Source organism: Acidobacteriota bacterium (assembly GCA_016716715.1).
Taxonomy (GTDB): Bacteria; Acidobacteriota; Thermoanaerobaculia; order UBA5066; family UBA5066; genus Fen-183.
The window spans coordinates 295,387-319,448 of record JADJVE010000005.1; the positions used below are offsets into that span (position 1 = coordinate 295,387).

General features: G+C 67.9%; 22 protein-coding genes and 1 pseudogene. 18 read left to right on the plus strand and 5 right to left on the minus strand.

Going from position 1 to position 24,062, the window contains the following annotated elements; genetic code table 11:
• The first annotated feature begins 1 nt into the window (after nucleotide 1).
• Nucleotides 2-901 (plus strand): protein-L-isoaspartate(D-aspartate) O-methyltransferase, encoded by a 900-nt coding sequence (locus tag IPL89_10535; protein ID MBK9063617.1) that lies wholly within the window; start codon nucleotides 2-4, stop codon nucleotides 899-901.
• Here IPL89_10535 and IPL89_10540 read toward each other — a convergent pair.
• Genes IPL89_10540 through IPL89_10555 form a run of 4 tightly spaced genes read right to left on the minus strand, consistent with a single transcriptional unit; the run spans nucleotide 849 to nucleotide 3,099 of the window.
• Nucleotides 849-1,202, minus strand: coding sequence for a DUF190 domain-containing protein (locus IPL89_10540; protein ID MBK9063618.1), 354 nt, complete (start codon nucleotides 1,200-1,202; stop codon nucleotides 849-851). The genes IPL89_10535 and IPL89_10540 overlap by 53 nt on opposite strands.
• Complete coding sequence (gene crcB, locus IPL89_10545) at nucleotides 1,199-1,582, minus strand: fluoride efflux transporter CrcB (GenBank protein MBK9063619.1); 384 nt, start codon at nucleotides 1,580-1,582, stop codon at nucleotides 1,199-1,201. Before crcB ends, IPL89_10540 begins: the two co-directional genes overlap by 4 nt.
• A gap of 4 nt (nucleotides 1,583-1,586) precedes the next feature.
• On the minus strand, nucleotides 1,587-2,387 hold the full coding sequence (locus IPL89_10550) for a formate dehydrogenase accessory protein FdhE (protein MBK9063620.1): 801 nt from the start codon (nucleotides 2,385-2,387) through the stop codon (nucleotides 1,587-1,589).
• Nucleotides 2,388-2,391: 4 nt separating this feature from the next.
• Nucleotides 2,392-3,099 carry a hypothetical protein gene (locus IPL89_10555; GenBank protein MBK9063621.1) on the minus strand — a complete coding sequence of 236 codons (708 nt, stop codon included), beginning with the start codon at nucleotides 3,097-3,099 and terminating at the stop codon, nucleotides 2,392-2,394.
• A gap of 47 nt (nucleotides 3,100-3,146) precedes the next feature.
• On the opposite strand from IPL89_10555, the gene IPL89_10560 reads away from it, so the two are divergent.
• From IPL89_10560 to IPL89_10635, 16 genes and pseudogenes are all read left to right on the plus strand, one after another.
• Nucleotides 3,147-5,036, plus strand: coding sequence for a GHKL domain-containing protein (locus IPL89_10560; GenBank protein ID MBK9063622.1), 1,890 nt, complete (start codon nucleotides 3,147-3,149; stop codon nucleotides 5,034-5,036).
• The gene (locus IPL89_10565; GenBank protein ID MBK9063623.1) at nucleotides 5,033-5,650 is read left to right on the plus strand and encodes a response regulator transcription factor; all 618 of its coding nucleotides are present in this window, start codon (nucleotides 5,033-5,035) and stop codon (nucleotides 5,648-5,650) included. Before IPL89_10560 ends, IPL89_10565 begins: the two co-directional genes overlap by 4 nt.
• A 117-nt stretch (nucleotides 5,651-5,767) precedes the next feature.
• Nucleotides 5,768-6,187, plus strand: coding sequence for a response regulator (locus IPL89_10570; GenBank protein ID MBK9063624.1), 420 nt, complete (start codon nucleotides 5,768-5,770; stop codon nucleotides 6,185-6,187).
• Nucleotides 6,188-6,222: 35 nt separating this feature from the next.
• Nucleotides 6,223-6,756: a DUF4136 domain-containing protein gene (locus IPL89_10575; protein MBK9063625.1), complete on the plus strand. Its 534-nt coding sequence runs from the start codon at nucleotides 6,223-6,225 to the stop codon at nucleotides 6,754-6,756.
• Between the two features lie 29 nt (nucleotides 6,757-6,785).
• A complete protein-coding gene (locus tag IPL89_10580) occupies nucleotides 6,786-7,340 on the plus strand; it encodes a lipid-binding SYLF domain-containing protein (protein MBK9063626.1) in 555 nt (184 codons plus the stop codon).
• 13 nt (nucleotides 7,341-7,353) lie between these two features.
• Complete coding sequence (locus IPL89_10585) at nucleotides 7,354-8,097, plus strand: hypothetical protein (GenBank protein ID MBK9063627.1); 744 nt, start codon at nucleotides 7,354-7,356, stop codon at nucleotides 8,095-8,097.
• Nucleotides 8,098-8,126: 29 nt separating this feature from the next.
• Entirely contained in the window at nucleotides 8,127-8,834 is a 708-nt protein-coding gene (locus tag IPL89_10590) for a hypothetical protein (GenBank protein ID MBK9063628.1), read from the plus strand.
• Nucleotides 8,835-8,860: 26 nt separating this feature from the next.
• A complete protein-coding gene (locus IPL89_10595) occupies nucleotides 8,861-10,501 on the plus strand; it encodes an arylsulfatase (protein ID MBK9063629.1) in 1,641 nt (546 codons plus the stop codon).
• Nucleotides 10,502-10,579: 78 nt separating this feature from the next.
• Entirely contained in the window at nucleotides 10,580-11,593 is a 1,014-nt protein-coding gene (locus IPL89_10600) for a haloacid dehalogenase-like hydrolase (GenBank protein ID MBK9063630.1), read from the plus strand.
• Between the two features lie 34 nt (nucleotides 11,594-11,627).
• Entirely contained in the window at nucleotides 11,628-14,105 is a 2,478-nt protein-coding gene (locus IPL89_10605; GenBank protein ID MBK9063631.1) for an autotransporter, read from the plus strand.
• Nucleotides 14,102-14,913 (plus strand): annotated as a pseudogene (locus IPL89_10610) (transporter). The gene IPL89_10605 and the pseudogene IPL89_10610 overlap by 4 nt, the downstream one beginning before the upstream one ends.
• A gap of 127 nt (nucleotides 14,914-15,040) precedes the next feature.
• Nucleotides 15,041-16,483, plus strand: coding sequence for an arylsulfatase (locus tag IPL89_10615; protein MBK9063632.1), 1,443 nt, complete (start codon nucleotides 15,041-15,043; stop codon nucleotides 16,481-16,483).
• A 6-nt stretch (nucleotides 16,484-16,489) separates the two neighbouring features.
• Nucleotides 16,490-17,416, plus strand: a complete 927-nt coding sequence (locus IPL89_10620) for a transporter (GenBank protein ID MBK9063633.1) — start codon at nucleotides 16,490-16,492, stop codon at nucleotides 17,414-17,416.
• Between the two features lie 184 nt (nucleotides 17,417-17,600).
• Nucleotides 17,601-17,921, plus strand: coding sequence for a hypothetical protein (locus tag IPL89_10625; protein ID MBK9063634.1), 321 nt, complete (start codon nucleotides 17,601-17,603; stop codon nucleotides 17,919-17,921).
• A 45-nt stretch (nucleotides 17,922-17,966) separates the two neighbouring features.
• Nucleotides 17,967-19,571 (plus strand): arylsulfatase, encoded by a 1,605-nt coding sequence (locus IPL89_10630; GenBank protein MBK9063635.1) that lies wholly within the window; start codon nucleotides 17,967-17,969, stop codon nucleotides 19,569-19,571.
• Nucleotides 19,572-19,623: 52 nt separating this feature from the next.
• On the plus strand, nucleotides 19,624-22,104 hold the full coding sequence (locus tag IPL89_10635) for a fused MFS/spermidine synthase (GenBank protein ID MBK9063636.1): 2,481 nt from the start codon (nucleotides 19,624-19,626) through the stop codon (nucleotides 22,102-22,104).
• 338 nt (nucleotides 22,105-22,442) lie between these two features.
• On the opposite strand, the gene IPL89_10640 is transcribed toward IPL89_10635, so the two are convergent.
• Nucleotides 22,443-22,754, minus strand: coding sequence for a DUF3943 domain-containing protein (locus tag IPL89_10640; GenBank protein MBK9063637.1), 312 nt, complete (start codon nucleotides 22,752-22,754; stop codon nucleotides 22,443-22,445).
• Between the two features lie 677 nt (nucleotides 22,755-23,431).
• On the opposite strand from IPL89_10640, the gene IPL89_10645 reads away from it, so the two are divergent.
• On the plus strand, nucleotides 23,432-24,062 hold a 631-nt coding region (locus IPL89_10645; protein ID MBK9063638.1), incomplete at its 3' end, for a cytochrome b N-terminal domain-containing protein.

The following is a 24,062-nucleotide window of genomic DNA, read 5'->3' on the forward strand; positions in this document are numbered from 1 at the left end:
AATGCTCCCTGTGAGGGGGAGTCGGATCGGGCTCGTGCCTTTGGCGCTGGGCGGGATCGCCCTCGCCGCCGCGTGCCGCCCGCCGGCGGATCCTATGGAAAAGAAACGCGAGCAGATGGTCGAGACGCAGATCGCGGCGCGCGGCATCCGCGACCCGCGCGTTCTCGCCGCGATGCGCAAGGTCCCGAGGCACCTCTTCGTCCCGGCCTCCGAGGCGGCGTCCGCCTACGACGACCGGCCGCTCCCGATCGGGAGCGGTCAGACGATCTCGCAGCCCTACGTCGTCGCCTTCATGACCGAGCAGCTCCGGCTCACCGGGAAGGAGAGGGTGCTCGAGATCGGCACGGGCTCCGGTTATCAGGCCGCGATCCTCGCCGAGCTCGCCGCGAAGGTGTACTCGATCGAGATCCGTTCCGAGCTCGCGGAAGCGGCGACGGCCCGGCTGAAGGAGCTCGGGATCCGGAACGTCGAGGTGCGCGCCGCCGACGGCTACCGCGGCTGGCCCGAGGAGGCGCCGTTCGACGGCATCCTCGTGACGGCCGCGCCGGAGCGCGTCCCGCCACCGCTGCTCGAGCAGCTCGCGTCGACGGGGCGCATGGTGATTCCCGTGGGCGCCTTCTACCAGGAGCTGAAGGTCATCGAGCGCCAGGGCGGCGGATACACCGAGAAGAGCGTCCTGCCCGTTCGCTTCGTGCCGTTCGTCGGCGAGGCCGAAGGCGCGCCGCGCCCCGCCCCGCCGGGACGGGGGGGCCGGCCGATCGTGGGGTCGAGCCGGCGGAGGGGGGTCCGGGGGGGGGGGGGGGGGGGGGGGCCCCGAGCGAAGCCTCGCCGGACTTCCCGCAGCTCGGCTAGGCCTTCTTCTTCGGCGCCCAGCGCAGGACGTCGACCTTCTCCATCGTGATGAGGACGCCGCAGGCGGCTTCCTCGAGGATCGGGTCGATGCGCTCGAGGTAACCGCGGATCTTCTCCTCGGTGTCCACGATCTCCACGACGATCGGAAGGTCCTCCGAAAGCTCGACGAGCCGCGCGCGGTGGACGACGCTCGAGGCGCCGTAGGACTCGATGCCGCGCAATACGGTCGCGCCCGAGAGCCCGCCCTCCCGCGCCTCGGCGACGAGCACCTCGAAGAGCGGCCGGTGCCGGGCGCGGTCCATCTCGCCGATGTGGATGCGCAGCAGCTTGGCGGTCGTCACGTCTTTCATGAGCCGATCCTCCCGATCGAACGGCCGAGCAGGGTCCCGAGGAGCCCGAGGAAGACGGAGCCGCCGACGTAGAGCGTCGCGCGGAGAACGTCCTTCACGCTCAGGAGGCCCAGCGTCTCCCACGCGAACGACGAAAACGTCGTGAAGCCCCCGAGGATGCCGACCATGAGGAACGTGCGCGCCTCGGGTGAGAGCGCGGCGCGCTCGAGGCCGAGCGCCCCGACGAGGCCGATGGCGAAGCAGCCTGCGAGGTTCACCCAGAAGGTGCCGGTGGGAAACGGTCCCGGAAGGGTCCTCTGCAGCGCGCTCGCCATCGCGTAGCGACACACCGACCCGATCCCCCCGCCCACGAAGACGAGCGCGAGGAGGGAGAGCCTCATCCGGTCAGATCCCCGCCCAGCCCGGCTCGAGGCGCGTCCAGCCCTCCTCGACCGCCCAGAGGTCCATCGCGAGCGAAACGAGGTCGTCCACCTCGGGCAGCGGCCGCGCGTCCAGCGTCAGGTCCAGCGACTTCACGTAGTGCCGGCACGTCTCGCAGGCTTCGATGCGGACGGCGGGATGCGCCTCCGTCTGGAAGGAGGGAAGCTTCGCGGGATCCTCTTCGTGGCACGCGGCGCAGCGGATGCGCGCGAACGGCCACTCGGTGCCGCAGAGCGCGCAGACGAGCGAGCGCGCCGCGCCCATCGACTCGGGCACCTCGCGCCGCACGCTCACGACGGCTCCGTTTCCGCAGGCGGGGCAGTGGCTCTCGTGGCGCGGGCGCTCCAGCGTCACGCCGCGCGCGGCGAGGACCTCGGCGTACGGCCTCAGGAACGCGCGCGCGAGGTAGTCCTCGCGGGCCTCCCGCTCGCCGCTCCAGTAGACCGAGAGGCGCGAGAGGGCCGTCTCGTCGTCGTCGGCTCGCCGCGCCTTCGCGGCCTCGGTCAGCTCGGGCGGCCCCTTCTCGGCCGCGTACGTCAGGAGCGGCGCGAAGAGGTCGAGCACCCTGTGGAAGTCGGCGGGAGTCCCCGTGAAGGCGTCGTCCACGTGGCGCGCATGGACGGCCGCGGCGAGCCGCCCCTGCAGCCGGAAGAGCCCGGCCGCGAACGCGAGCGGCTCGGCGACGAGCGGCGCTGCGGCGACGAGGCCGGTGGCGCGCGCCGCCCGCGCCTCGAAGGCCGCCGCCGGGTCGAGCGTCTTGGTCACCGCCCTAGTTGAACGTCGCGTCGTGGGCCTTCTTGAGGTCTTCCCACTGCTTGCGGAAGTCCTTCTCCTGTTCCTTCGTGAAGACGCGGAAGGGGACCTGAATCATGCTGGTCGCGAACTGCACGTTCAGCCAGTACTGGCCGGGCTGGATGCCTCCGGGGACGTTGAAATAGAGGCGGCCCATGCAGTCGCGCGTGTCGCTCAGGTCGACGGTGTCGTAGGCGAGACCCGGGCCGTTGAGGTCCGCGAAGAACTTCATGGCGCACGGGCGGCCGGGGCCGGCCGGGAAGTAGTTGATCGAGTCCTTGACGACCTTGGCCTTCTGGTTCAGCGGCCGGATGGCGTCGGCCTTCATGTACTCGTTCTGCGACATGAGCGGGACGGTCTTCCCGTCGGGGGTCTTGAGCGTCAGGTTCTCCCGCTTCATCGTGTAGTCCTTCGCGCCCTCGCGCAGCGTGATGCCCACGTTGAGCAGGACCCACGGCTCTCCGAGCTCTTCCTGGACCATGCGGTACCCGAGGACGGCGTAGCCCTCGTTGTTGTAGGCCATGCGGACGAACTCGCCCTGGAGCGTCATGAGCTGAGGGACGTCCGCCTTCGGGGCCTGCATGCCCTGGAGGGAACCCTTGGGCTCCATCTGCGCGGCGAGAGGGCCGGCAGCGACCGACGCGAGGAGAACGGCGAACAGCGAAGCGATGATGCGTTTGTTCATTTCGAGTCCTTTCATCAGGGGGAAGCATATTACGCGGCGCACTTTTCGTGGAGAATGCGGCCGTGGATTACAGGACTCCGGGCGCGGGCCTCCTCCTGGCCGTGCTCTCCATCCTGCATGCCCCGGCGGCGACCGTTGACGAGACGAAGAACGTCCTCGTCCTCTTCTCGAATGCCCGCCTCCTCCCGGCCAACGTCGAGGCCGAGCGGGCACTACGCGAGACTCTCGCGAAATCGAAAGACCGGCCCGTGGAGGTCCACGCCGAGTTTCTCGAAGCGCCCTACTTCAGCGGCGACCGCTACATCGCCACGATCGTCACCTCCCTTCGCGAAAAGTACGCCACCGAGGCGCCGGACGTGATCGTCGCCGCGGGCGAGGAGGCGCTCGGCTTTCTCCTTCGCAATCGCGCGGCGCTCTTTCCGCACGCCCCACTCGTCCACATGGCCGTCTCCCGATCGAATTTCGGGTCGTTGCCCCCGCTCACTCCGGACGTCGTCGGCGTTCCCGTCGCGTACGACTTTTCCGGGACGATCGAACAGGCGCTGAAGTGGCATCCAAATGCCCGGCGCCTCGTCGTCGTGACGGGCGCTTCGTCGCAGGACCGCGAGTTCGAGCGGCGGCTGAGGGCCGAGGTTCCCCGCTTCGAAGGCCGTGCGGCAGTCGAATTTCTCTCCGCCCTGCCGACGCGAGCGGTCCTCGAGCGCCTCGGGAAGCTCGGAGACGACTCCGTCGTCTTCACGACCGGCTACTTCCAGGACGGCGAGGGCCGCGCCTCCACCCCGCGCGATTCCGCCACGATGATGGCCGGCGCGAGCAGAGCGCCCGTGTATGCAGCCTTCAACACGTTCCTCGGCACGGGCGTCGTCGGCGGGCGCATGGTGACCTTCGATGCCCTGGGGCGCCAGGCGGCGGAGATCGTCGCCAGGCTGCTGGGAGGCGACGCGCCTTCTTCGCTCCGTCTGGCCGAAAGCGCGCCGACAGAGGTGCATCTCGACTGGCGGCAAGCCCGCCGGTGGGGCATCGGCGAGAGCGATGTCCCCGCGGGTACCGTGTGGCACTTCCGGGAGCCGACGCTCTGGGAGGAGTATCCGAACGGGGTGATCGCCGCCGCCGTGGTTTTTGTCCTCCAGGCCGGGCTGATCGCCGGGCTCCTCGCCGAGCGGCGCCGCCGCCACGTCGCCGAGAGGGCCGTGGCGGCACAGCGCTTCGAGCTCGCCCACGCCTCGCGTCTCGCGGTCGCCGGCGAGCTGACGGGCTCGATCGCGCACGAGATCAACCAGCCGCTCGGCGCGATCCTGAGCAACGCCGATGCCGCCGACCTCATTCTCGAGTCGGGCGGCGATCGTCGGGCTGAGCTGCGCGCGATCCTCGCCGACATCCGGCGGGACGACCTCAGGGCCGGCGAGGTGATCCGCCGGCTGCGAGCCCTGCTTTCCAAGCATGAGGTCGAGCGGCGGCCGGTCGACCTCAACGACGCGGTGCGCGAGGTGGGAGCGGCGCTCAGTGCCGAAGCGCGCCGGCGGCGGGTCGGCCTCGACGTCAGACCCGTGTCGAATGCCGTCACGATCACCGGCGACCGGACGCAGATCCAGCAGGTGCTCATCAACCTCGTGCTCAACGCCATGGACGCCGTGGACGAGATGCCCGAAGACCGGCGGGTGGTCGTCGTGTCGCTCAGGAGCGACCCGCTCCTCGTCCGGATCACCGTGCGCGACCGCGGCCCGGGAATCGCGCCCGAGCATCTCCCGAAGCTCTTCGAGTCGTTTTTCAGCACGAAACGCAAGGGCATGGGCCTCGGCCTGTCCATTGCCCGGACGCTCGCCGAGGCGCACGGCGGGCGCATCCGCGCCGAGAACGGGCCCGGCGAAGGCGCCGTGTTCCACGTCGAGCTGCCCGCGGCCGGCGCCCCGGGCGCCTTGTCGCCGGAGGTCGCGTGAACGGCGCCCCCCTGATACACGTGGTCGACGACGACGACTCGCTCCGCACGGCGCTGCTGCGGCTGCTCGCCGCAGCCGGCTTCGAGGCGCGCGGCTACGCGTCGACCGGCGCCTTCCTGATGGACCCGCCGCCGGATCGGCCCGGCTGCGTGTTGCTCGACATCCGCATGCCGGGGCCGTCAGGCCTCGATCTCCAGGCGGCGCTTCAGCGCCAGGGCATCGCTCTGCCCGTGATCTTCCTGACGGGCCACGCCGACGTTTCCTCCAGCGTGCGCGCGATGAAGGCCGGCGCCGTGGATTTCCTCACGAAGCCCGTGCGGCGTGAGGTCCTGCTCGAGGCGCTCGGGCGCGCGCTCGAGCGCGACGCCGGGCAGAGAGCGGCGCGCGGCGAGATCGCACGCCTGCGCGCGCTCTTCGACGCGCTGACGCCCCGCGAGCGCGAGGTCTTCGAGCGCGTCGTAGCCGGTAAGCTCAACAAGCAGATCGCGGCCGAGCTCGGCGTTGCAGAGCGCACGGTGAAGGCCGAACGCGCGCAGGTCATGGTCAAGCTGGGGGCGGGCTCCGCGGCGGAGCTCGGCCGGCTCGCCGAGCGGCTGCGGCAGATCTCCCCCTAGCGGACCGCCCCGGCGTCCGGGTCGCGCTGCCCTTTGGGGCAGAACGGCTGCCCTTTCTCTCCGTGGCGGCAGCGGCTGCCTGCCCGATGCTGTCTTCATGAGAATCAGGTCCCACTCGTGACCGCAGCCGCAGGCGCGTCGATTTCGTCCGAACGGGCGGCGATCGAAGGGCCGAAAGTGCTCGTGGTGGAGGACGACGACAGCATGCGTGAGGCCGTCACGCGCCTTCTCGCCGCCGCGGGCTTCGAGCCCACGACTTACGCCTCTGCCGAGGCGCTCCTCGCCGCCGGCGCCGGCGAGGGCGCGGTGTGCGTCGTGAGCGACCTGAGGCTGCCCGTGATGTCGGGCCTCGACATGCTGGCTGAGCTGCGCGCACGCGGCGCTACCGTCCCGCTCGTCCTCATCACGGGGCACGACGCGCCGGGTCTGCGCGAGGACGCGATGCGGCGCGGCGCGGCGGCCTATCTCGCGAAGCCGTTTCCGGGAACCACGTTGTTGAAAGCCGTTCAGGCCGCGATCGCGCGCCGGAACGCATGACGTCCATCGAAAGAGAAGGAAAGAGGAGAACGGACATGAAGCTCAGCCGATTTGCAACCCTCGTCCTCGCGGTCACCGCTGTTGCGTGCTCGACCCTCGAAGTCAACACCGACTACGCCCCGGGCACCGATTTCTCGAAGTACAAGACCTTCACGCTCAAGGCTGGTACAGCCCCCAGGAACCCGATCGCTGCCGAACGCTTCGCACAATCCCTCGGGAGCGCCCTCGCGGCCCGCGGGCTCAGGCAGGTCCCGGACGGGGGCGACCTGATCGTTGTCACCCACTTCAGCCTCGGGAAGGACACCCAGCTCAACACCTACGGATACGGTGGCTGGGGCGGCGGCTGGCGCTACGGCGGAATGGGCGGCATGCAGACCACGACGGTTCAGGAAATTCCGACGGGCACCGTCGTCATCGACCTCGTCGACGCGAGCGCGAAGACGGCCGTCTGGCGCGGCATCGCGAAGGACCAGATTTCGACGTCGGCGACCCCCGAAGAGCGCCAGCAGAAGGCCGACCTGGTCGCCCAGAAGCTCTTCGAGAACTACCCGCCGCAGGCGAAGAAGTAGAAGCGAAGAAGGAAAGCAGGGAGCAGGCCATGAAGAGACTCATCGCCTCCGGCGCGTTTGCTGCGCTGCTGGCCTCGGCATTCGTCGTCTCGGCGGACTGGGACCCGGAGAAGGAATCGAAGGAGATGGCGGCGGTCGACCAGACCGTCAAGGCGTTCAAGGCCGACAACCCGAAGATGCAGATCTACTTCGACAAGGCGGCCGGCTATGCCGTCTTCCCCACGATCGGCAAGGCCGCTTTCGTGTTCGGGGGCTCGCACGGCAAGGGGAAGGTGTTCGAGCAGGGCAAGCTCGCCGGCAACGCCTCGTTGTCGAAGGCGAGCTTCGGCCTCCAGGCCGGCGCCGAGTCCTACAGCATGATCGTGTTCTTCGAGAAGAAGGAAACGCTGGACACGCTCAAGGCGGGGAAGTTCGGCTTCGCGGCCGGCGCCTCGGTAACCGCGCTCGACAAGGGCAGTCAGGCCCAGGCGGTCTGGGACAAGGGCGTCGCCGTCTTCACGCACAACAAGGGCGGCCTGATGGCGTCCGCGGCCATCGGCGGGCAGAAGTTCGAGTTCACTCCGACCGAGGCGGCGAAGAAGTGACGGGGAAGAACTCATGAAGAGGCGTGTCTTCGCCTTCCTGCTCGCGTGTCCGTTGCTCCTCGCCCCGGCCGCGCGTGCGCAGACGAATGCCTGGAAGAACACGGCGGAGCTCTACTTCCTCGGAGCCGGGATGTCGGGCACGGTGGGCGTCGGCCCGGTGGAGACGCACTTCGCCGCGACGTTCGACCAGATCCTGAACAACCTCCAGTTCGGCGCGATGGTGAACTACCGCGGCGAGTCGAAGACCTTCGCCGTGACCGCAGACGTGATGTACACGGCCCTCGGAACGACCGTCGACGGTCCGGCCGCCGGTTTTCTCGCCGCGAAGGTGGACGCGAAGGAGTGGCTCGTCACCGCGACGGCGAATTACCGCGTCTCGCCGGTTCTCGACGTCTTCGTGGGCCTGCGGCTCACGTCGTTGACGAACGCGCTCACGCTGACGGACACCGCGGGAAGGAGCGTTCCGGCGAGCTCACCGGAGACGTGGGTCGACCCGGTAATCGGTCTGCGCGTGAAGGCGCCGGTCGGAAAGGGCTGGTCCCTCGAGGGCTACGGCGACATCGGCGGGTTCGGCGTCGGCAGCGACTTCACGTGGATGCTCCAGGGCCGCGTGAACTGGCAGATCTCGCGCGTCGTCCACGCCGGCCTCGGCTATCGCCTCCTCTACCAGGACTATTCGACAGGAAGCGGAATCGACACGTTCAAGTGGAATGTCACGACGCAGGGGCCGCTCCTGGCCGTTGGAGCGGGTTTCTGAGTCAATCAATGAACCGAAGGAGATTCGAGATGAAGGTACGTCGTTCGCTGATCGTCCCCGCCCTGGCACTCCTGGCCATGGCCGCGCCCGCCCCTCTCGCGGCGCAGGCGCAGCCCAAGGGCTCTCTCGAGGGCATGACGGCCCCGAAACCGGACGTCCCGGAGATCTTCACGCTTGCGGGCGCCTACGTCCGCATGGCCTACAACAACGAGGGCTACGCCGTCATCGGGTACCGCATGGTCCAGGAGGAGGTCGGGAACCCGTGGGCCCTCCTTGCCGTCGGCGTCACGCTGCGCGGCAACACGAAGCCCTACACGATGCCCCGCACCGCGTTCTCGCTCCAGACCCCGGACGGCAAGACGCTTCCGCTCCCGACCCAGCAGGAGTACATGAAGGCGGACGTCCGCGCTCTCAACATGCTCGCGAGGAATTTCAACGACAACATCAATTACTTCCCGGCCGGCGCGAACCGCCCGTGTCCCATGCAGTTCTTTGCGAACGTCGACCGCCCGGGGCTCGCCTACGACTCGGTCGACCTGACCACCGAGCGCGACTGCCTTGGCCGGCTCTATTTCAACATTCCGGGCGGCATCCAGGTGGGCCAGTACTTCCTCAACGTCAAGTTCGCGAGCAGCACCATCCAGGTGCCGTTCCGGGTGTTCACCAAGGAGCAGGCGAAGGACTTCAGCAAGCAGTGGGAAGACCTCAAGAAGGCCCACGACGCGTCGTACAAGTAGAACGAAAAGAAAGAGGGGCAATTGCGATGAAATTGAAACCAATCACGCTGGCGCTTGCGGTCGTGCTGGGCATCCTCTGCCTGGCGCTGCCCGCGGCCGCGCAGCAGACCCAGGCCAAGCCCAACATCATCCTCATCCTGTCCGACGATTTCGGTTACGGCGACTCGGGTCCGTACGGCGGGGGAGTCGGGCGCGGGATGCCGACGCCCAGCCTCGACCGGCTCTCGAACGAGGGCATGACGTTCTTCTCGTTCTACGCGCAGCCGAGCTGCACGCCGGGCAGGGCCGCGGTCCAGACCGGCCGCATCCCGAACCGCAGCGGCATGACGACCGTGGCCTTCCAGGGTCAGGGCGGCGGGCTGCCGGCGGCGGAGTGGACGCTCGCCTCCGTCCTGAAGACGGGCGGCTACCAGACGTTCTTTGCGGGCAAGTGGCACCTCGGCGAGGCCGACTACGCGATGCCGACCGCGCAGGGCTACGACGAGATGAAGTACGTCGGGATCTACCACCTCAACGCTTATACCTACGGCGACCCGACGTGGTTCCCCGACATGGACCCGAAGCTCCGGGAGATGTTCAACAAGGTGACGAAGGGCGCGCTCTCCGGCACGCCGGGGAAGACGGTCGAGGAATTCAAGGTCAACGGGCAGTACGTCAACACGCCGGAGAAGGGCGTCGTCGGAATCCCGTTCTTCGACCACTACGTCGAGAAGGCGTCGATCGAGTACCTCGACAAGGCGGCCAAGGGCGGCAAGCCGTTCTTCATGAGCGTCAACTTCATGAAGGTGCATCAGCCCAACATGCCGCACCCCGACTTCGAGCACAAATCGATGTCGAAGTCCAAGTACGCCGATTCCGTCGTCGAGAACGACACGCGCATCGGCAGGATCCTCGACAAGGTGCGCGCTCTCGGCCTCGACAAGAACACGTACATCTTCTGGACCACGGACAACGGCGCGTGGCAAGACGTCTATCCGGATGCCGGCTATACGCCGTTCCGCGGGACCAAAGGCACCGTGCGTGAGGGTGGCAACCGCGTCCCGTCGATCGCCTGGGGTCCGAAGATCAAGGCCGGCACGAAGAACCACGACATCCTCGGCGGCCTGGACTACATGGCGACGTTCGCATCCCTCGCCGGCGTGAAGCTCCCGGAGAACGACCGCGAGGGCAAGCCGATCATCTTCGACAGCTACGACATGTCGCCGGTCCTCTTCGGCACGGGCAAGTCGGCGCGCGAAAACTGGTTCTACTTCACCGAGAACGAGCTGACCCCCGGGGCCGCCCGCGTCGGCAACTACAAGGCCGTGTTCAACCTGCGCGGCGACAACGGGCAGCCGACGGGCGGCCTGGCGGTCGACACGAACCTCGGCTGGAAGGGCGCGACGAAGTACGTCGCCGTCGTTCCGCAGGTGTTCGACATCTGGGCCGACCCGCAGGAGCGCTACGACCTCTTCATGAACAACTTCACGGAGCGGACCTGGACGATGGTCACCATCAGCGAGGCCATCGGCGGACTCATGAAGACGTACATGAAGTACCCGCCCCGCAAGCTGCAGAGCATGGGCTACGACGGCCCGGTCGAGCTCTCCAAGTATCAGAAGTTCCAGTACGTCCGGGAAGAGCTCATGAAGGAAGGCGTTTCCATCGCGCTTCCCACGGGCAACTAGCATTTAGTTTCCGAGGCGGGCGCCGGTCCGGAAGGGGCCGGCGCCCGCTTCCCGCATTCGAGGAGACGGGAGATTGCGATGAGAACCAAAAGAGCTATTAGCGCCGCCCGCGGCGCCGCCAGTACGGTCCTCTGCGCGCTGCTGTTCGTCAGCGCCCGCGGCTATGCCCAGAACGATCCCCTCCCGTCGTGGAACGACGGGGCGACGAAGAAGGCCATCGTCGCTTTCGTGAAGGCGACGACCGACAAGGCGAGCCCGACTTTCGTGCCACCCTCCGAGCGCATCGCCACGTTCGACAACGACGGCACGCTGTGGGCCGAACAGCCGATGTACTTCCAGCTCTTCTTCGCGCTCGAGCGCGTGAAGGCCATGGCGCCGCAGCACCCCGAATGGAAGACCCAGGAGCCGTTCGCATCGCTTCTGAAGGGCGACGTGAAAGGCGCACTCGCGGGCGGCGAGCCCGCCATCGGGGCGATCATCATGGCGACGCACGCCGGGATGACGCCCGCTGCGTTCGACGCGCTCGTCCTCGAGTGGGCCGCGAAGGCGAAGCACCCGAAGGGGCACCTCTTCACCGAGATGGTCTACCAGCCGATGCTCGAGCTGCTCGCCTACCTGAGGGCGAACGGATTCAAGACGTTCATCGTCTCGGGCGGCGGCATCGACTTCATGCGGCCATGGACTGAGAAGGTGTACGGCATTCCACCGGAGCAGGTCGTCGGCAGCAGCATCAAGACGAAGTTCGAGATGCAGGACGGCAAGCCGGTCCTCATGCGCCTGCCCGAGCTGAACTTCATCGACGACAAGGACGGCAAGCCCGTCGGCATCCAGCAGCACATCGGCCGCCGCCCGATCGCGGCCTTCGGCAACTCGGACGGCGACCAGCAGATGCTCGAATGGACGACGGCCGGGAGCGGCGCGCGGTTCGCCCTGCTCGTCCATCACACCGACGCCGAGCGTGAATGGGCTTACGACCGGAAGTCCTCGATCGGGCATCTCGACAAGGCGCTCGACGAAGCGCTCGCGAAGGGCTGGACAGTCGTGGACATGAAGAAGGACTGGAAAGTCATTTTCCCGTTCGAGAAGAAGTAGAGAACACGGCGGGAACGCTGGCAGGAGCCTCACCATGAAGATCGTTCACAAGTCACTGACTGTCGCCTTCGCCCTCGGGCTCGCGTTGCTGCCCGCGCGGCCGTCCCTCGGCCAGGCCTCGCCGGTGCCCGCAGGGCCGGCGAATCCCGACCCGTGGCCCAAGACGGCGGTGAACGCCGGCGCGACGTACACGATGTACCAACCGCAGCTGGACTCGTGGGACCAGTTCAACCTCGCGGCGCACGCGGCCGTCTCGGTCCTGCCGCCCGGCGCGAAGAACCCGGTCTTCGGTGTCGTGCAGATTACGGCCCAGACGCAGGTGAGCCGCCAGGCGCGCACCGTGTACTTCCAGAACATCCGGGTGGTGAAGACCCAGTTTCCGACCGTTCCCGACGCAGTCTGGGAGTACCAGGGCGCGATCCAGCAGATCCTCACGGACGGCCCCGCCACAATGCCGCTCGACAAGCTCGAGGCGAATCTCGCCATCCTGAGCGCCGAGAAGAAGGCGCAGGCGGTCCCCGTTCGCAACGCCGCTCCGGCCTTCGTCTTCTCGCCGAGCCCCGCCGTTCTGGTCACGATCGACGGTGATCCGGTGTGGACGAAGCTCGCCGGAACGGAGTTGCGGCGGGTCCTGAACGCGCGGCCGCTCATCCTGAGCGACGAATGGGGATCGGTCTACGTTCACATCCTCGACGGGTGGCTGCAGGCGCCGGGTCTCTCCGGTCCGTGGACCGTCGCGCCGGCCGCGCCGAAAGGTGCCGACCAGGCCGCGCAGGCCCTCGCGAAGCAGAACGTCGTCGACCTGATGCCGGGAAGTCCGAATCCCGAGACGAAGGCGGTGCCCTCGCTGAAAGCCGGAGCGCCGAAGCTCGTCGTGGCCACGACGCCCACGGAGCTGATCGTGACCGAAGGCGCTCCCGAGTGGGCCCCTCTCGACGGCACGCAGCTTCTCTACGTGAAGAACACGACGGCCAACGTCTTCAACGACATGGCCCGCCAGCAGATCTACGTGCTCGTGACGGGCCGCTGGTTCCGGGCATCGGGCCTCTCCGGGCCGTGGCAGTACGTGAGCGGCCGCGAGCTGCCGTCCGACTTCCGGTTCATTCCCGACGAGAGCCCGAAGGAGAACGTGAAGGCATCCGTTCCGGGCACCTCGCAGGCCCAGGAGGCCGTGATCTCCAGCCAGATCCCGGAGATGACGCCGGTGGACCGCAAGACGGCGACGTTCAAGCCGGAGATCAGCGGCGCGGTCGTGCTCACTCCGATCCCCGGCACGGGCCTGTCCTACGTGTCGAACAGCCCGACACCGATCCTCTCGGATTCGCAGAGCGGGTGGTACGCCTGCGAGAGCGGCGTCTGGTACTACGCCCCGGCCGTGACGGGGCCGTGGACCGTCGCGGCGAGCATCCCGGCCTCGATCTACTCGATCCCGCCGAGCTCACCGGTCTTTTACGTGACGCACGTGAGGATCTACACCGTCACCCCGACGACGGTCGTGATCGGCTACACGCCGGGCTACATGGGCGCGATCGTCACGCCGGACGGCACCGTCGTCTACGGAACGGGCTACTCGTATGCCGCGTACGTCAACGCGTCGGTCTGGTATCCGCCGCCGGTCACGTATGGGTACGGCGCGGCCGTGACGTACACGCCGTGGACGGGCTGGGCCGTGGGCTTCGGGTTCGGGTTCGCGATGGGCGCGGCGTACGGCAGCTGCTGGGGCGCAGCGCCTTACTGGGGCGCGATGCCCTACGCCTACCATGGCGCGTACTACGGCGGCGCTTACGGCGGTGCCGCGGCCTGGGGGCCCGGCGGATGGGCCGCGACGAGCGGCAACGTCTATCACCAGTACGGCGCGACGTCCGCCGTCACGCGCAGCTCGGGCGGATACAACGCCTGGACCGGGAACGCGTGGAGCAGCAAGGCGGGCACCTCGTACAACTCGGTGACCGGGCAGATGTCCGCAGGCCAGCACGCGCAGGTCGCGAACGCATACACGGGAAATTACGCGAGCGGCAGCCGCGGCGCCACGTACAACCCGAACACCGGAGTCGCGGCGGCGGGCGGAAAGGCGACGGTCGGCAACGCGTACTCGGGGCAGCAGGCGACGGTCGGCCACGCCGCGGTCGCCGGCCCGGGCGGTGAGACCGCGCACGCCCAGGAAGTCGGCAACAACACGTTCGCCGAGCACAACGGCAACGTCTACTCGAACACCGGCGGCGGCTGGCAGCAGAAGAGCGGCACGGGCGGCGCGCCCCAGTCGTCGTTCGCCTCCGAGCAGTCCGCGCGGCAGACGGGTGAGCAGCGCGCGTCGGCCTCGAGCTGGGGGGGCGGCGACAGCGGTGGCTTCGACCGCGGCGGTGGTGGCTTCGGCGGCGACGGTGGTGGCTTCGACCGTGGCGGCGGTGGCTTTGGCGGAGAAGGCGGTGCAGGCCGCTTCGGAGGCGGAGGCGGCCGCTTCGGCGGAGGCGGTGGAGGCGGCTTCGGCGGCTTCCGCGGGGGACGGCGATGAGGCGTCGCGCAACGGCACTCCTCGTCCTGATCGCCCCTGCAGCGGTGTTCGCGCAGGCGCCACCCGCCGACGAGGCTGCCGAGATCGCGAAGAAACTCAACAACCCGGTCGCCGCGCTCATCAGCGTGCCTCTCCAGAACAACTGGGACTACGGCATCGGCACGACGAACGCGATGAAGTACACCCGCAACGTCCAGCCCGTTATTCCCCTTGGTATCTCGAAGGACTGGAACGTGATCGTCCGGACGATCATGCCGATCGTCTCCCTCGAGTCGCCTGCGCCAGGGGGCTCGACGTCGTCGGGTCTCGGGGACATCACGCAGAGCTTCTTCTTCTCGCCGAAGGAGCCGACCTCGGGAGGCTGGATCATCGGCGCGGGACCGGCCCTCCTCTATCCGAGCGCCTCTATCCGAGCGCCTCGCACGACGCGATCGGCGCCGGAAAGTGCCGCGGCCCGACGGTCGTCGTCCTCAAACAGGAGCACGGCTTCACGTACGGACTCCTCGCGAACCAGCTCTGGTCGTTCGCGGGCTGGGGCCCGACCAGCGTGAACGCCATGTTTCTGCAGCCCTTCCTCACGTACACGACGAAGAAGTACACGACGTTCGGAGTGAACACCGAGTCCACGTACAACTGGACTGCGTCCGAATGGACCGTGCCGATCAACGTGTTCGCCACGCAGATGCTGAAGATCAAAAAGCAGATCATCAGCCTCCAGTTCGGCTACCGGTATTACGCGACGGCGCCCACCGGCGGTCCCAATCACGGCTGGCGCTTCGTCCTGACGTTCGTGTTTCCGAAGAAATGAGACGCGCCGGCTTAGGCGGCGAAGCCTCTTGCTGCCAGATTGAGAAAGCTCGTGGCCGGATGCGCGCCCGTCGCACCCACTCGGCATCGAAAGGGGGACCTTCATGAAGCTCTCTCGACCTCTTGTGATGGCCCTTGAGCTCGCGCTCGGTCTCCTCGCCGCAGCGCGGCCCGCCGAGGCGCAGAACTCCGCCCGAAAGCCGAACATCGTCTTCATGCTCACGGACAACCTCGGCTACGGTGAGCTGGGCGTCTACGGCGGCGGCATCCTGCGCGGCGCGGCCACGCCGCGTATCGACACGCTCGCCAGCCAGGGCATCAGGCTGCTCAACTTCAACGTCGAGCCGCAGTGCACGCCCTCGCGGTCGGCCCTGATGACCGGCCGGTTTCCGATCCGCTCCGGCACGTACGAAGTCCCGATTGGCGGCGTCCCGGACGGCTTGACGCAGTGGGAGGTCACAATCGCGGAGTTGCTGTCAGCGCAGGGCTACGCCACCGGCATGTGGGGCAAGTGGCACCTCGGCAGCGCCGAGGAGCGTCTGCCGACTCGCCAGGGCTTCGACGAGTGGTTCGGCATCCCGCGCACCTACGACGAGGGGATGTGGCCGTCCCTCAACCAGGCGAAAGGCATGTGGCCGTCGGTCGGCGACAAGCAGGGTTGGAACGCGAAGCTCGTTCGTCCCGAGCCGATCTACGAGGCCCGCAAAGGCGAAAAAGCCCGGGAAGTCGGAGTGCTGGACCTGGACCGGCGCCGCACGATGGAAGCGGAGATCACGACGCACGCCGTCGACTTCATCAAGCGCAGCGCGCGCGCGGGCAAGCCGTTCTATGCCTACGTGTCCTTCTCGCTCGTCCACATGCCGACGCTGCCGAATCCCGAGTTCGCGGGAAGAACCGGTAACGGCGACTGGGCCGACTGTCTCGCCGAGATGGACCATCGCACCGGCCAGATCCTCGACGCCATCAAGGAAGCAGGCGTCGAGAACGATACGCTGGTCATCTTCACCAGCGACAACGGTCCCGAGGCGACAGACCCGTGGCAGGGTGCAAACGGGCCCTGGCGCGGCTCGTACTTCACGGCGATGGAAGGCTCGCTGCGGGCGCCCTTCATCCTGCGTTGGCCTGGCAGGGTGCCGGCTGGCCGCGTGAGCAACGAAATCGTCCACATCACGGACCTCTACACGACGCTCGCGCGCGTGGGAGGAGCGGAAGTCCCGAAAGACCGTCCGATCGACGGCGTGGACCAGCTGGATTTCCTCCTCGGAAAGCAGGAAACCTCGAACCGCGAGGGATTCCCGGTCTTCGTGGCCGACAGGCTGTCCGCCGTCAAGTGGCGCAACTGGAAGGCGCACCTGGTCTGGCAGGAGAACATGTACGACCCGCCGCAGAAGCTCCCCCTGCCGAAGATCGTCAACCTCCTGACCGACATGAAGGAGGAGCGCGACGTCGGGGCCAAGAACTCCTGGGTCGCCGAGCCGATCTTCAAGATCCTCGGTGAGCTCGAAGCGAGCTTCAGGAAGTACCCGTTGATCAAGGTCGGTACGCCCGACCCCTACGTTCCGCCGAAGTGAGGCGACATGAACCGGCGGCGCCTTCTGAATCGTCTCGTTGCTCTCGGCGTCTCGACCGCGCTCTGCGGCCTCGCCTGCGAGGCGGGCGCCCAGCAGCTCATCCTCAAAGGCGAGTACGGCCTGATGGCGGGTACTCAGCCGCCTCCGGGCCTCTACGCCGGGATCCTCGGCGGCTACAACAGGGCGGACGAGCTGAAGGGCCCCCGGGGTGAGACGGTGCCGACGCAGGGCAGCCTCAACCAGTACTACATCGGGCCCATCGTCTCGTGGGTCTCGAACATCAAGATCCTCGGCGGAAACTACTCGGCCACGGTCTCCGTGCCATGGGCCAACGTGATGACCGACGCTCCACGGCTGGACGTGAACAGTTCGACCGGCATCGCACTGAGTGAGACGTGGCTCGTGCCGCTTGCCATCGGCTGGCACCTGGAGGGGGCCGACGTGACGTTCCAGTATGCGCTCTACATTCCGACGGGGCGATATACGGCCGGCGCGACGGACAACACGAGCCTCGGCATGTGGTGCAACGAGCTCTCCGTGCTCTCGACCGTGTTCCTGAACGGCGCCAGGAGCTGGCACGCCTCAGCTTCCCTTTTTTACGATATCAACGGCAGGAAGCAGGATCAGGACTGGACGACGGGAAATCCCCTTACGCTCATGTACGGGGTCGGCGGGAACTACGGCTCCGGGCAGATATTCAAAGGCTGGGCGGGCATCGCGGGTTACTCCCAGTGGCAGGTCACGTCGACGAGCGGCGCCGACGTGCCTCTGCCCGTCCGGGACGGCAGGACCGACATCCACGCGATCGGCCCGGAGTTCACGACCCTGCAGGGGGCTCTGACGATCCGGTACTTCTGGCAGTTCGGAGGGACGTTCTCGACGCAGGGCCGCGGGCTCTACGTTCAGCTGGTGTTGCCGGTAAGGGTGGGCTGACATGCCGAAAAGAGCGAACGCCGTGGTTCAATTCCTCACGATAGTGCTCCTCTTTGGAGGGGCGGCGTCCTGCCGCTCCCGGGGTGGGGAGCCAGCCCCGCCGGCCGCCACCGCGGCACCGGCGGCCACGACGGCCCCGGCGCCCGCGCCGGCGGCGCCTGCCGCGAGCACCGCCCCGGAACCCGTGAGGCCCGCGGCTGCAGTGTTCGACAAGCTCGTGGCCCGCTGGCTGCGCGAGGACGGCGGCTACATCCTCGAGGTCCGCTCCGTCTCGCCGCAGGGGGCGGTCGACGCGTCGTATTACAACCCGCGCCCGATCAACGTCTCGAAGGCGGAGGCGTTTTCCGAGAACGGAGCCCTGACGCTCTTCGTCGAGCTGCGCGCCCCGAACTACCCCGGCAGCACGTATCGACTCGTTTACGACCCCGCAAGCGACAACCTCGTGGGCACGTACTTTCAGGCCCTTCAAAAACAGACTTTCGACGTTTCATTCGTGAGGCGCTAGGTGCGCCTCGATCTCATTTCACCCGGCACCGAAAGGAGAACATTCATGAAACTTTCCCGACCTCTCGCGCTGGCCTTCGGGCTCGCGCTCGGCATTCTCGCGGTCGCGCCGCCCGCGGCCGCCCAGCCCGCGAAGAAGAAGCCGAACATTCTCGTGCTGTTCGGCGACGATATCGGCTTCTGGAACATCAGCGCGTACAACCGCGGCATGATGGGCTACCGGACGCCCGCGATCGACAGCATCGCCAAGGAAGGCGCGATCTTCACCGACGTCTACGCCCAGCAGAGCTGCACGGCCGGGCGCGCGGCGTTCATCACCGGCCAGTCCCCGATTCGCACGGGCCTCCTCAAGGTCGGCCTCCCGGGCGCGCCCGAGGGCCTCTCCGAGAAGGACCCGACGATCGCGAACCTGCTCAAGGCGCAGGGCTATGCGACGGGCCAGTTCGGCAAGAACCACCTCGGCGACCGCAACGACTTCATCCCGACGGTCCACGGCTTCGACGAGTTCTTCGGCAACTTCTACCACCTGAACGCGGAGGAGGAGCCCGAGAACCCGGACTACCCGAAGGCCCCGGAATTCCCGAACTTCAAGGAGAAGTTCGGCCCGCGCGGCGTGTTCCACTGCTACGCGACGGCCACCGCGAGCACGCTCCCCGACGACGGCCGCTTCGGGAAGTGGGGCAAGCAGAAGTGCGAGGACACCGGCCCGCTCACGAAGAAGCGGATGGAGACGATCGACGAGGAAGTCCTCGCCGTGACGATGAAGTACCTCGACGCGAGGCAGAAGGAAGACAAGCCCTGGTTCGTCTGGTTCAACACGACCCGGATGCACATCCACACCCACCTCAAGGCGGAGTCGAAGGGCAAGACGGGCCTCGGAACCGTCCCGGACGGCATGGTCGAGCACGACGGCCACATCGGCCAGATCCTGAAGAAGATCGCCGACATGGGTGTCGCCGACAACACGATCGTGATTTACACGACTGATAACGGCGGCGAGGTGATGAGCTCGCCCGACGGCGCCGCGGTGCCGTTCCGCGGCGAGAAGAACACGCCGTGGGAGGGCGGCTATCGCGTACCCATGGTCGTGCGCTGGCCCGGCGTCATCAAACCCGGCACCGAGATCAACAACATCATCTCGCACGAGGACTGGCTGCCCACCCTCTTGGCCGCCGCGGGCCAGCCGGACGTCAAGGAATCGCTGCTGAAGGGCACGACAGTAGCGGGAGCCACGTACAAGGTTCACCTCGACGGTTACAACCTGCTTCCGTCCTTCAAGGGCGAGGCCAAGGCGTGGCCGCGCCACGAGTTCGTCTACTGGACCGACGATGGGGAGCCCGCGGCCCTGCGGTTCGACCAGTGGAAGATGCTGTTCCTCGAGCAGCGCGCGAAGGGTCTCGACGTCTGGCAGGATCCGATGGTCGTCCTGCGCCTTCCCAAGCTCTTCAATCTCCGGGCGGACCCCTTCGAGCGCTTCCCAGAGGGGTACGGTTACCAGATCTGGCGAATCAACCATGCATTCCTCGTGGGGCCGGCCGCCATGTACGTCGGCGGGTGGATGCAGAGCTTCATCGACTTCCCGCCTCGCCAGAAGCCCGGCAGCTTCAACCTCAGCCACGTGATGGAGAAGCTGACCAAGGGAGAACACTGATCAAATCAGGGGTCACGACATCGTGACTTCGCGAGATCGGGAAGGAAGGCGGCTGGGGTTACCCCGCCGCCTTCCTTCCACTTTTCCGTTCGCGGCGCTTCTCTTCGTGTCGGGTGTGACGGCCCTGGTCTTCGAGACGCTCTGGGTGAAGCAGCTGGCCCTGGTCGTAGGCGTCACCGTTCACGCGGTCACGATCGCTGTGAGCGCCTTTTTCGCGGGCCTCGCGCTCGGCGGCGCCGTCTTCGGGCCGATGGCCGACCGGGTCGCGCGGCCGGTCCGCCTTTATGCCGCGCTCGAGTCCGGCATCGCGGTCTCCGGCGTGCTGGCGACTCTCGCTCTCGCGTCTTCGGCTCCGCTCTTCGTGCGCCTGCAGGGCGTCGCGGGCCCGCTCGCATGGGTCCTGCCGTTCCTCCTCGTCGGCGTGCCGGCGACTCTCATGGGCGGCACGCTGCCTGCGGCTGTCCGTGCGCTCGGGCCAGGCGATTCCGCGGTCGGTCGCGTCACCGGCCTTCTCTACGCCATGAACACGGCGGGGGCCATCGGCGGCGCGCTTGCCGTGCCGTTCGTTCTCGTGCCTGCCTTCGGAGTGCGCGGCGCCGCACTTTTCGCCGGGCTCCTCTGTCTCGCGGTCGCCGCCGCGGCGCTTGGGCTCGACGCCCGCCTTGCGCGACAGCTCGCTCCGGCAGTCGAGGCTCACGACGCATTACCGCGCGACGCCCGGCTGGCACTGGCTCTGTACGCCGTCGCCGGAGGCGTGGCGCTCGGGTACGAGGTGGTGTGGTCGGAGGTCTTGGTTCAGTTCCTCAGCACGCGGGCGCACGCCTTCGCGGTCATGCTCGCGACGTATCTCGGCGGCCTCGCGCTCGGGAGCTGGCTTTTCTCACGGGTGGCGGACCGAACGAGAAATCCGTGGCGCCTGTTCGGCCTCCTCATCGCCGGCGCCGGCGCCGCGTCGCTGCTGACGGTCGTCGCGATCGGTTCCTGGCTGCCCGACGCGCAGGTCTTCGCCGGGAAGTGGGCCATGCGCGCGACCGGAAGGGAAGGTCTCGAGATGGCGGCACGGTTCCTGGTGGCTGCCGGCGCCGTGCTTCTCGCGCCCACCATATTTCTCGGCGGAGCGTTCCCCGTCGCCGCGCGGCTCGCGGCGGGCGCGGCGCGTCCGGGCCGGGGCGTGGGCGCCGTCGCCGCGGTGAATACGGCCGGCGGCGTCCTGGGCACGCTGCTGACGGGCTTTCTCCTCGTGCCCGCCTTCGGTCTCGTCGGATCGCTCGGACTGCTGGCGTGCGGTGGCGCGCTCGTCGGCGCAATCGCGCTCGCCCGCGGCGCAAGCGGCGTGGGCGCCCGCGTAACGGCCTTCGCGATCCTCGCTGCAGTTGCCGGGACCGCACTCCTCGTCCCGCGCGACACGCTCGGCCGGCTCCTCGCGGAGCGGCGGGGCGGGCGGATGGTCTTCTATGAAGAGGACACGGCCGGGACGGTCGCGGTGCTCGAGCAGCGCGCCGCGGGCGGAACGTTCAGGCGGCTCTACATCCAGGGCGTGTCGAATTCGGGCGACGTCCTTCCGTCAAGGCGATATATGCGCCTCCAGGCGCTGGTGCCGCTTCTGATCCACAAGGGCGAACCGCGCTCGGCTCTCGTTGTCGGGCTAGGGACCGGGATCACGGCCGGGGCGCTCCTCGCGTACCCGGGGCTCGAGACGCGCGTCGTGTCGGAGCTCCTGCCCGGCGTCGTGCGCGCGGCGCCGCTCTTCGCCGGGAACCTCGGGGCGGGCGCAGACCCACGCCTCGAGATCCGGATCGGCGACGGACGCCACGAGTTGCTGCGCCGCACCGACCGTTACGACCTCATCACGCTCGAACCTCCTCCACCGTCGGCGGCGGGGGTCGTGAACCTCTACTCGCGTGACTTCTACGAGCTGTGCCGCGCGCGGCTGGCGCCCGGCGGCCTGATGGCGCAGTGGTGGCCGCTGCCGACGCAGAACGACGAGGACTCGCGCTCGCTCGTGAGGAGCTTCCTGGATGCGTTCCCGTACGCCAGCGCATGGACGACGGAGCTGCACGAGATGCTGCTCGTCGGCTCGATGAGCCCCATCGAGCTCGACGCCTCGCGCGTCACGGCGCGTTTCTCGGCGGGCGCCGTCGCCGCGTCGCTCGCGGAGGTCGGAGTGGAGTCGCCCGCGGCCCTTCTCGGAACCTGGGTGACGGGCCGCGAGGGCCTCGAACGGTATGCCGCCGGGGCGCCCGCGGTCACGGACAATCGGCCGCTGATCGAGAATGCGGCGTGGGTGCGCCGCGGGGAGATCCTCCGCGTCCTCCCGCGCGTCCTAGGCGTGGCCGGCTCTCCACCCGTCACCGGAGACGCGAGCCTGAAGGGACAGGCCGATGCCAGGCAGCGCGAGCTCTTCGCGTTCTACCGGGCGGCGTTGCGTGCGTACGCCGGCGATCGCGCCGGGGCGGCGGAGGCTCTCGGCGAGACGTTCTCGGGCGATCCTGGCAACACGTACTACCGCTGGATGGCGACGGGAGGAAACTGACATGGCAGCCCGGAGAAGCGGGCGCGAGGCGCTCGCCCCCGCGGGCGGACGCCTACGTCGCGCGCTATCCCGTCGACTTCCCGCTCTCTCTCGCGGGCGTTGCGTATCCGCTGCTGAAGATGATCCCGTCCGTTCGCGATTGATTCATCGAGCAGCGCCTCTCTGCCCCTTCGCGGTCTGTCCGGGCAGAAGGAATGTCTTCGGGTATCTTCCTTCCCCGCAGACCTTGAACGAACCGAAGTCTTTGTACCAGAGACCGTCGGGAGCTTCGGGTTCGGACTCCCGCCAGACCTTCACCACGAGACAGGCGGCGCCGCCGAGAGCGGGCCTCTCTCCCGCTACTCGGGCGCGCGGAAGCCGTTGTTGATCACCCAGGAGGGGTTCAGGAAGAAGACGAGAACCTTCTGTCCGAAGTTGAGGTTTCCCTTCTTCAGGATCTCGAGAGACAGCTGGTGGAAGACCTCCCCGAGGAGGCTGCCCCGATCGGCGCGGTGACGAGGTCCTGGATGCTCGGCTGCGCGGCGACCGACTCGGTCGCGCACTCCCCACAGCGTGCTCTGGAAGAGCGTGAACCCGAAGGACTGCAGCGGGGTCCCTCCCTGGGACCTCATCATGTTGTAGTACAGGGCGCCCGCATACGGATGGCCCATGTAGTCGTTGAAGAAGGAGTCGCGGTCCCACGTCGGAGCCTCGCTCCACGCGCGCTTGTAATTGGCGGAACCCCGCTGAGCGCGCGGTGTCGTCCCACTTCGTGAACTGGCTGGGCAGAAGCGCCAGGATGACGCCGCTTGCGATCTCCGTGCCGGTGATGATGAGGGTTCCCCGGAGGAATTTCTTCGCGTAGGGCGAGTCCCAGTTCCGGACGCCCCGCAGCGTGTCCCCGGGAGGCGGCTGCGGCCACCGGGGCTGCTGGACGGCGATTCCGCCCGTCCAGTCGGCGGGCAGCTGTAGCTCCTCCGAATCGAAGTCCTTGAGCGTGAAGCCGAAGTCCCCCGTCGGAAGGGACGCGGAATCGTCCTCGAGACTGACGCCCAGGTCCCTGAAGACCGAGTCGGGCAGATGGAATTCGGCGATTCCCGGGCCCGGCAGAGCAGAGTCGTCCCGGGCCTGGACCGGGGCGGCCAGGGACGTGTCGGCGCTCGCGCCCCGGGTTGGGAGGGCGAGCATCAGGGCGGCCGCAATCGCGGCCAGTTCGGCACTGCGTGTGAGTCTCAAGATTGAAAGTGTCGCGGCCTTCGCCGCCACTGGGGAGATTAAGCATACACAAAGTGTTCGTCGTTGATGCACCTGCGCCCCTGGCCGCGCGGGCGTGCGCTATCGTGAGGAAGTGAGAGCCGCCGAGAGCGCAAGGGCCGTCGTGTCGACGTTCGTCCTTCACCTCCGCCCCGTCCGTGTCCCGGCCGCGGCAATCCGCTTCACGCACACGTTCGGACTCGGCGGGTCGTCGCTCGTCCTCCTCTCGATCCTCCTCGTCACGGGCTCGCTCCTGATGTTCGCACACGCCCAGTGTTCGGCGACGCGTACGCGTCGATCGAGAAGCTGCAGACGGACGACGTTCGGAGCGTTCGTCCGCTCGGTCCACCACTGGAGCGCGAACCTCCTCGTCCTCGTCGCGGTCTTCCACCTGCTGCGCGTCGTCTTCACGGGTGGCTTCCTCGGCGCGCGCGCGCTGAACTGGCTCGTCGGCCTCTTCCTCCTCGCTGCGATCGCGGCGTCGGCCTTCACGGGCTACCTTCTGCCGTGGGACCAGCTCGCGTACTGGGCGGTCACGATCGTCACGGGGATGGCGGCGTACGTCCCGCTCGCGGGGCCCGCGCTCGCCGCGTTCCTCCGCGGCGGCGAGGAGATCGGCCCGGCCACGCTCGGAACGTATTTCGCGCTCCACACGCAGTGGCTGCCGGTCCTGCTCTTCGCCGGAGCCGGGTTCCAATTCTGGCGCGTGAGAAAGGCCGGCGGCG

What these genes read in the sequence shown, in the direction of transcription:
- IPL89_10580 (MBK9063626.1), top strand. Translation starts at nt 6,786, where the DNA reads ATGAAGAGACTCATCGCCTCCGGCGCGTTTGCTGCGCTGCTGGCCTCG.
- IPL89_10615 (MBK9063632.1), top strand. Translation starts at nt 15,041, where the DNA reads ATGGCCCTTGAGCTCGCGCTCGGTCTCCTCGCCGCAGCGCGGCCCGCC.
- IPL89_10575 (MBK9063625.1), top strand. Translation starts at nt 6,223, where the DNA reads ATGAAGCTCAGCCGATTTGCAACCCTCGTCCTCGCGGTCACCGCTGTT.
- IPL89_10590 (MBK9063628.1), top strand. Translation starts at nt 8,127, where the DNA reads ATGAAGGTACGTCGTTCGCTGATCGTCCCCGCCCTGGCACTCCTGGCC.
- IPL89_10585 (MBK9063627.1), top strand. Translation starts at nt 7,354, where the DNA reads ATGAAGAGGCGTGTCTTCGCCTTCCTGCTCGCGTGTCCGTTGCTCCTC.
- IPL89_10535 (MBK9063617.1), top strand. Translation starts at nt 2, where the DNA reads ATGCTCCCTGTGAGGGGGAGTCGGATCGGGCTCGTGCCTTTGGCGCTG.
- crcB (MBK9063619.1), bottom strand. Translation starts at nt 1,582, where the DNA reads ATGAGGCTCTCCCTCCTCGCGCTCGTCTTCGTGGGCGGGGGGATCGGG.
- IPL89_10595 (MBK9063629.1), top strand. Translation starts at nt 8,861, where the DNA reads ATGAAATTGAAACCAATCACGCTGGCGCTTGCGGTCGTGCTGGGCATC.
- IPL89_10640 (MBK9063637.1), bottom strand. Translation starts at nt 22,754, where the DNA reads ATGGGCCATCCGTATGCGGGCGCCCTGTACTACAACATGATGAGGTCC.
- IPL89_10540 (MBK9063618.1), bottom strand. Translation starts at nt 1,202, where the DNA reads ATGAAAGACGTGACGACCGCCAAGCTGCTGCGCATCCACATCGGCGAG.
- IPL89_10555 (MBK9063621.1), bottom strand. Translation starts at nt 3,099, where the DNA reads ATGAACAAACGCATCATCGCTTCGCTGTTCGCCGTTCTCCTCGCGTCG.
- IPL89_10630 (MBK9063635.1), top strand. Translation starts at nt 17,967, where the DNA reads ATGAAACTTTCCCGACCTCTCGCGCTGGCCTTCGGGCTCGCGCTCGGC.
- IPL89_10620 (MBK9063633.1), top strand. Translation starts at nt 16,490, where the DNA reads ATGAACCGGCGGCGCCTTCTGAATCGTCTCGTTGCTCTCGGCGTCTCG.
- IPL89_10605 (MBK9063631.1), top strand. Translation starts at nt 11,628, where the DNA reads ATGAAGATCGTTCACAAGTCACTGACTGTCGCCTTCGCCCTCGGGCTC.
- IPL89_10600 (MBK9063630.1), top strand. Translation starts at nt 10,580, where the DNA reads ATGAGAACCAAAAGAGCTATTAGCGCCGCCCGCGGCGCCGCCAGTACG.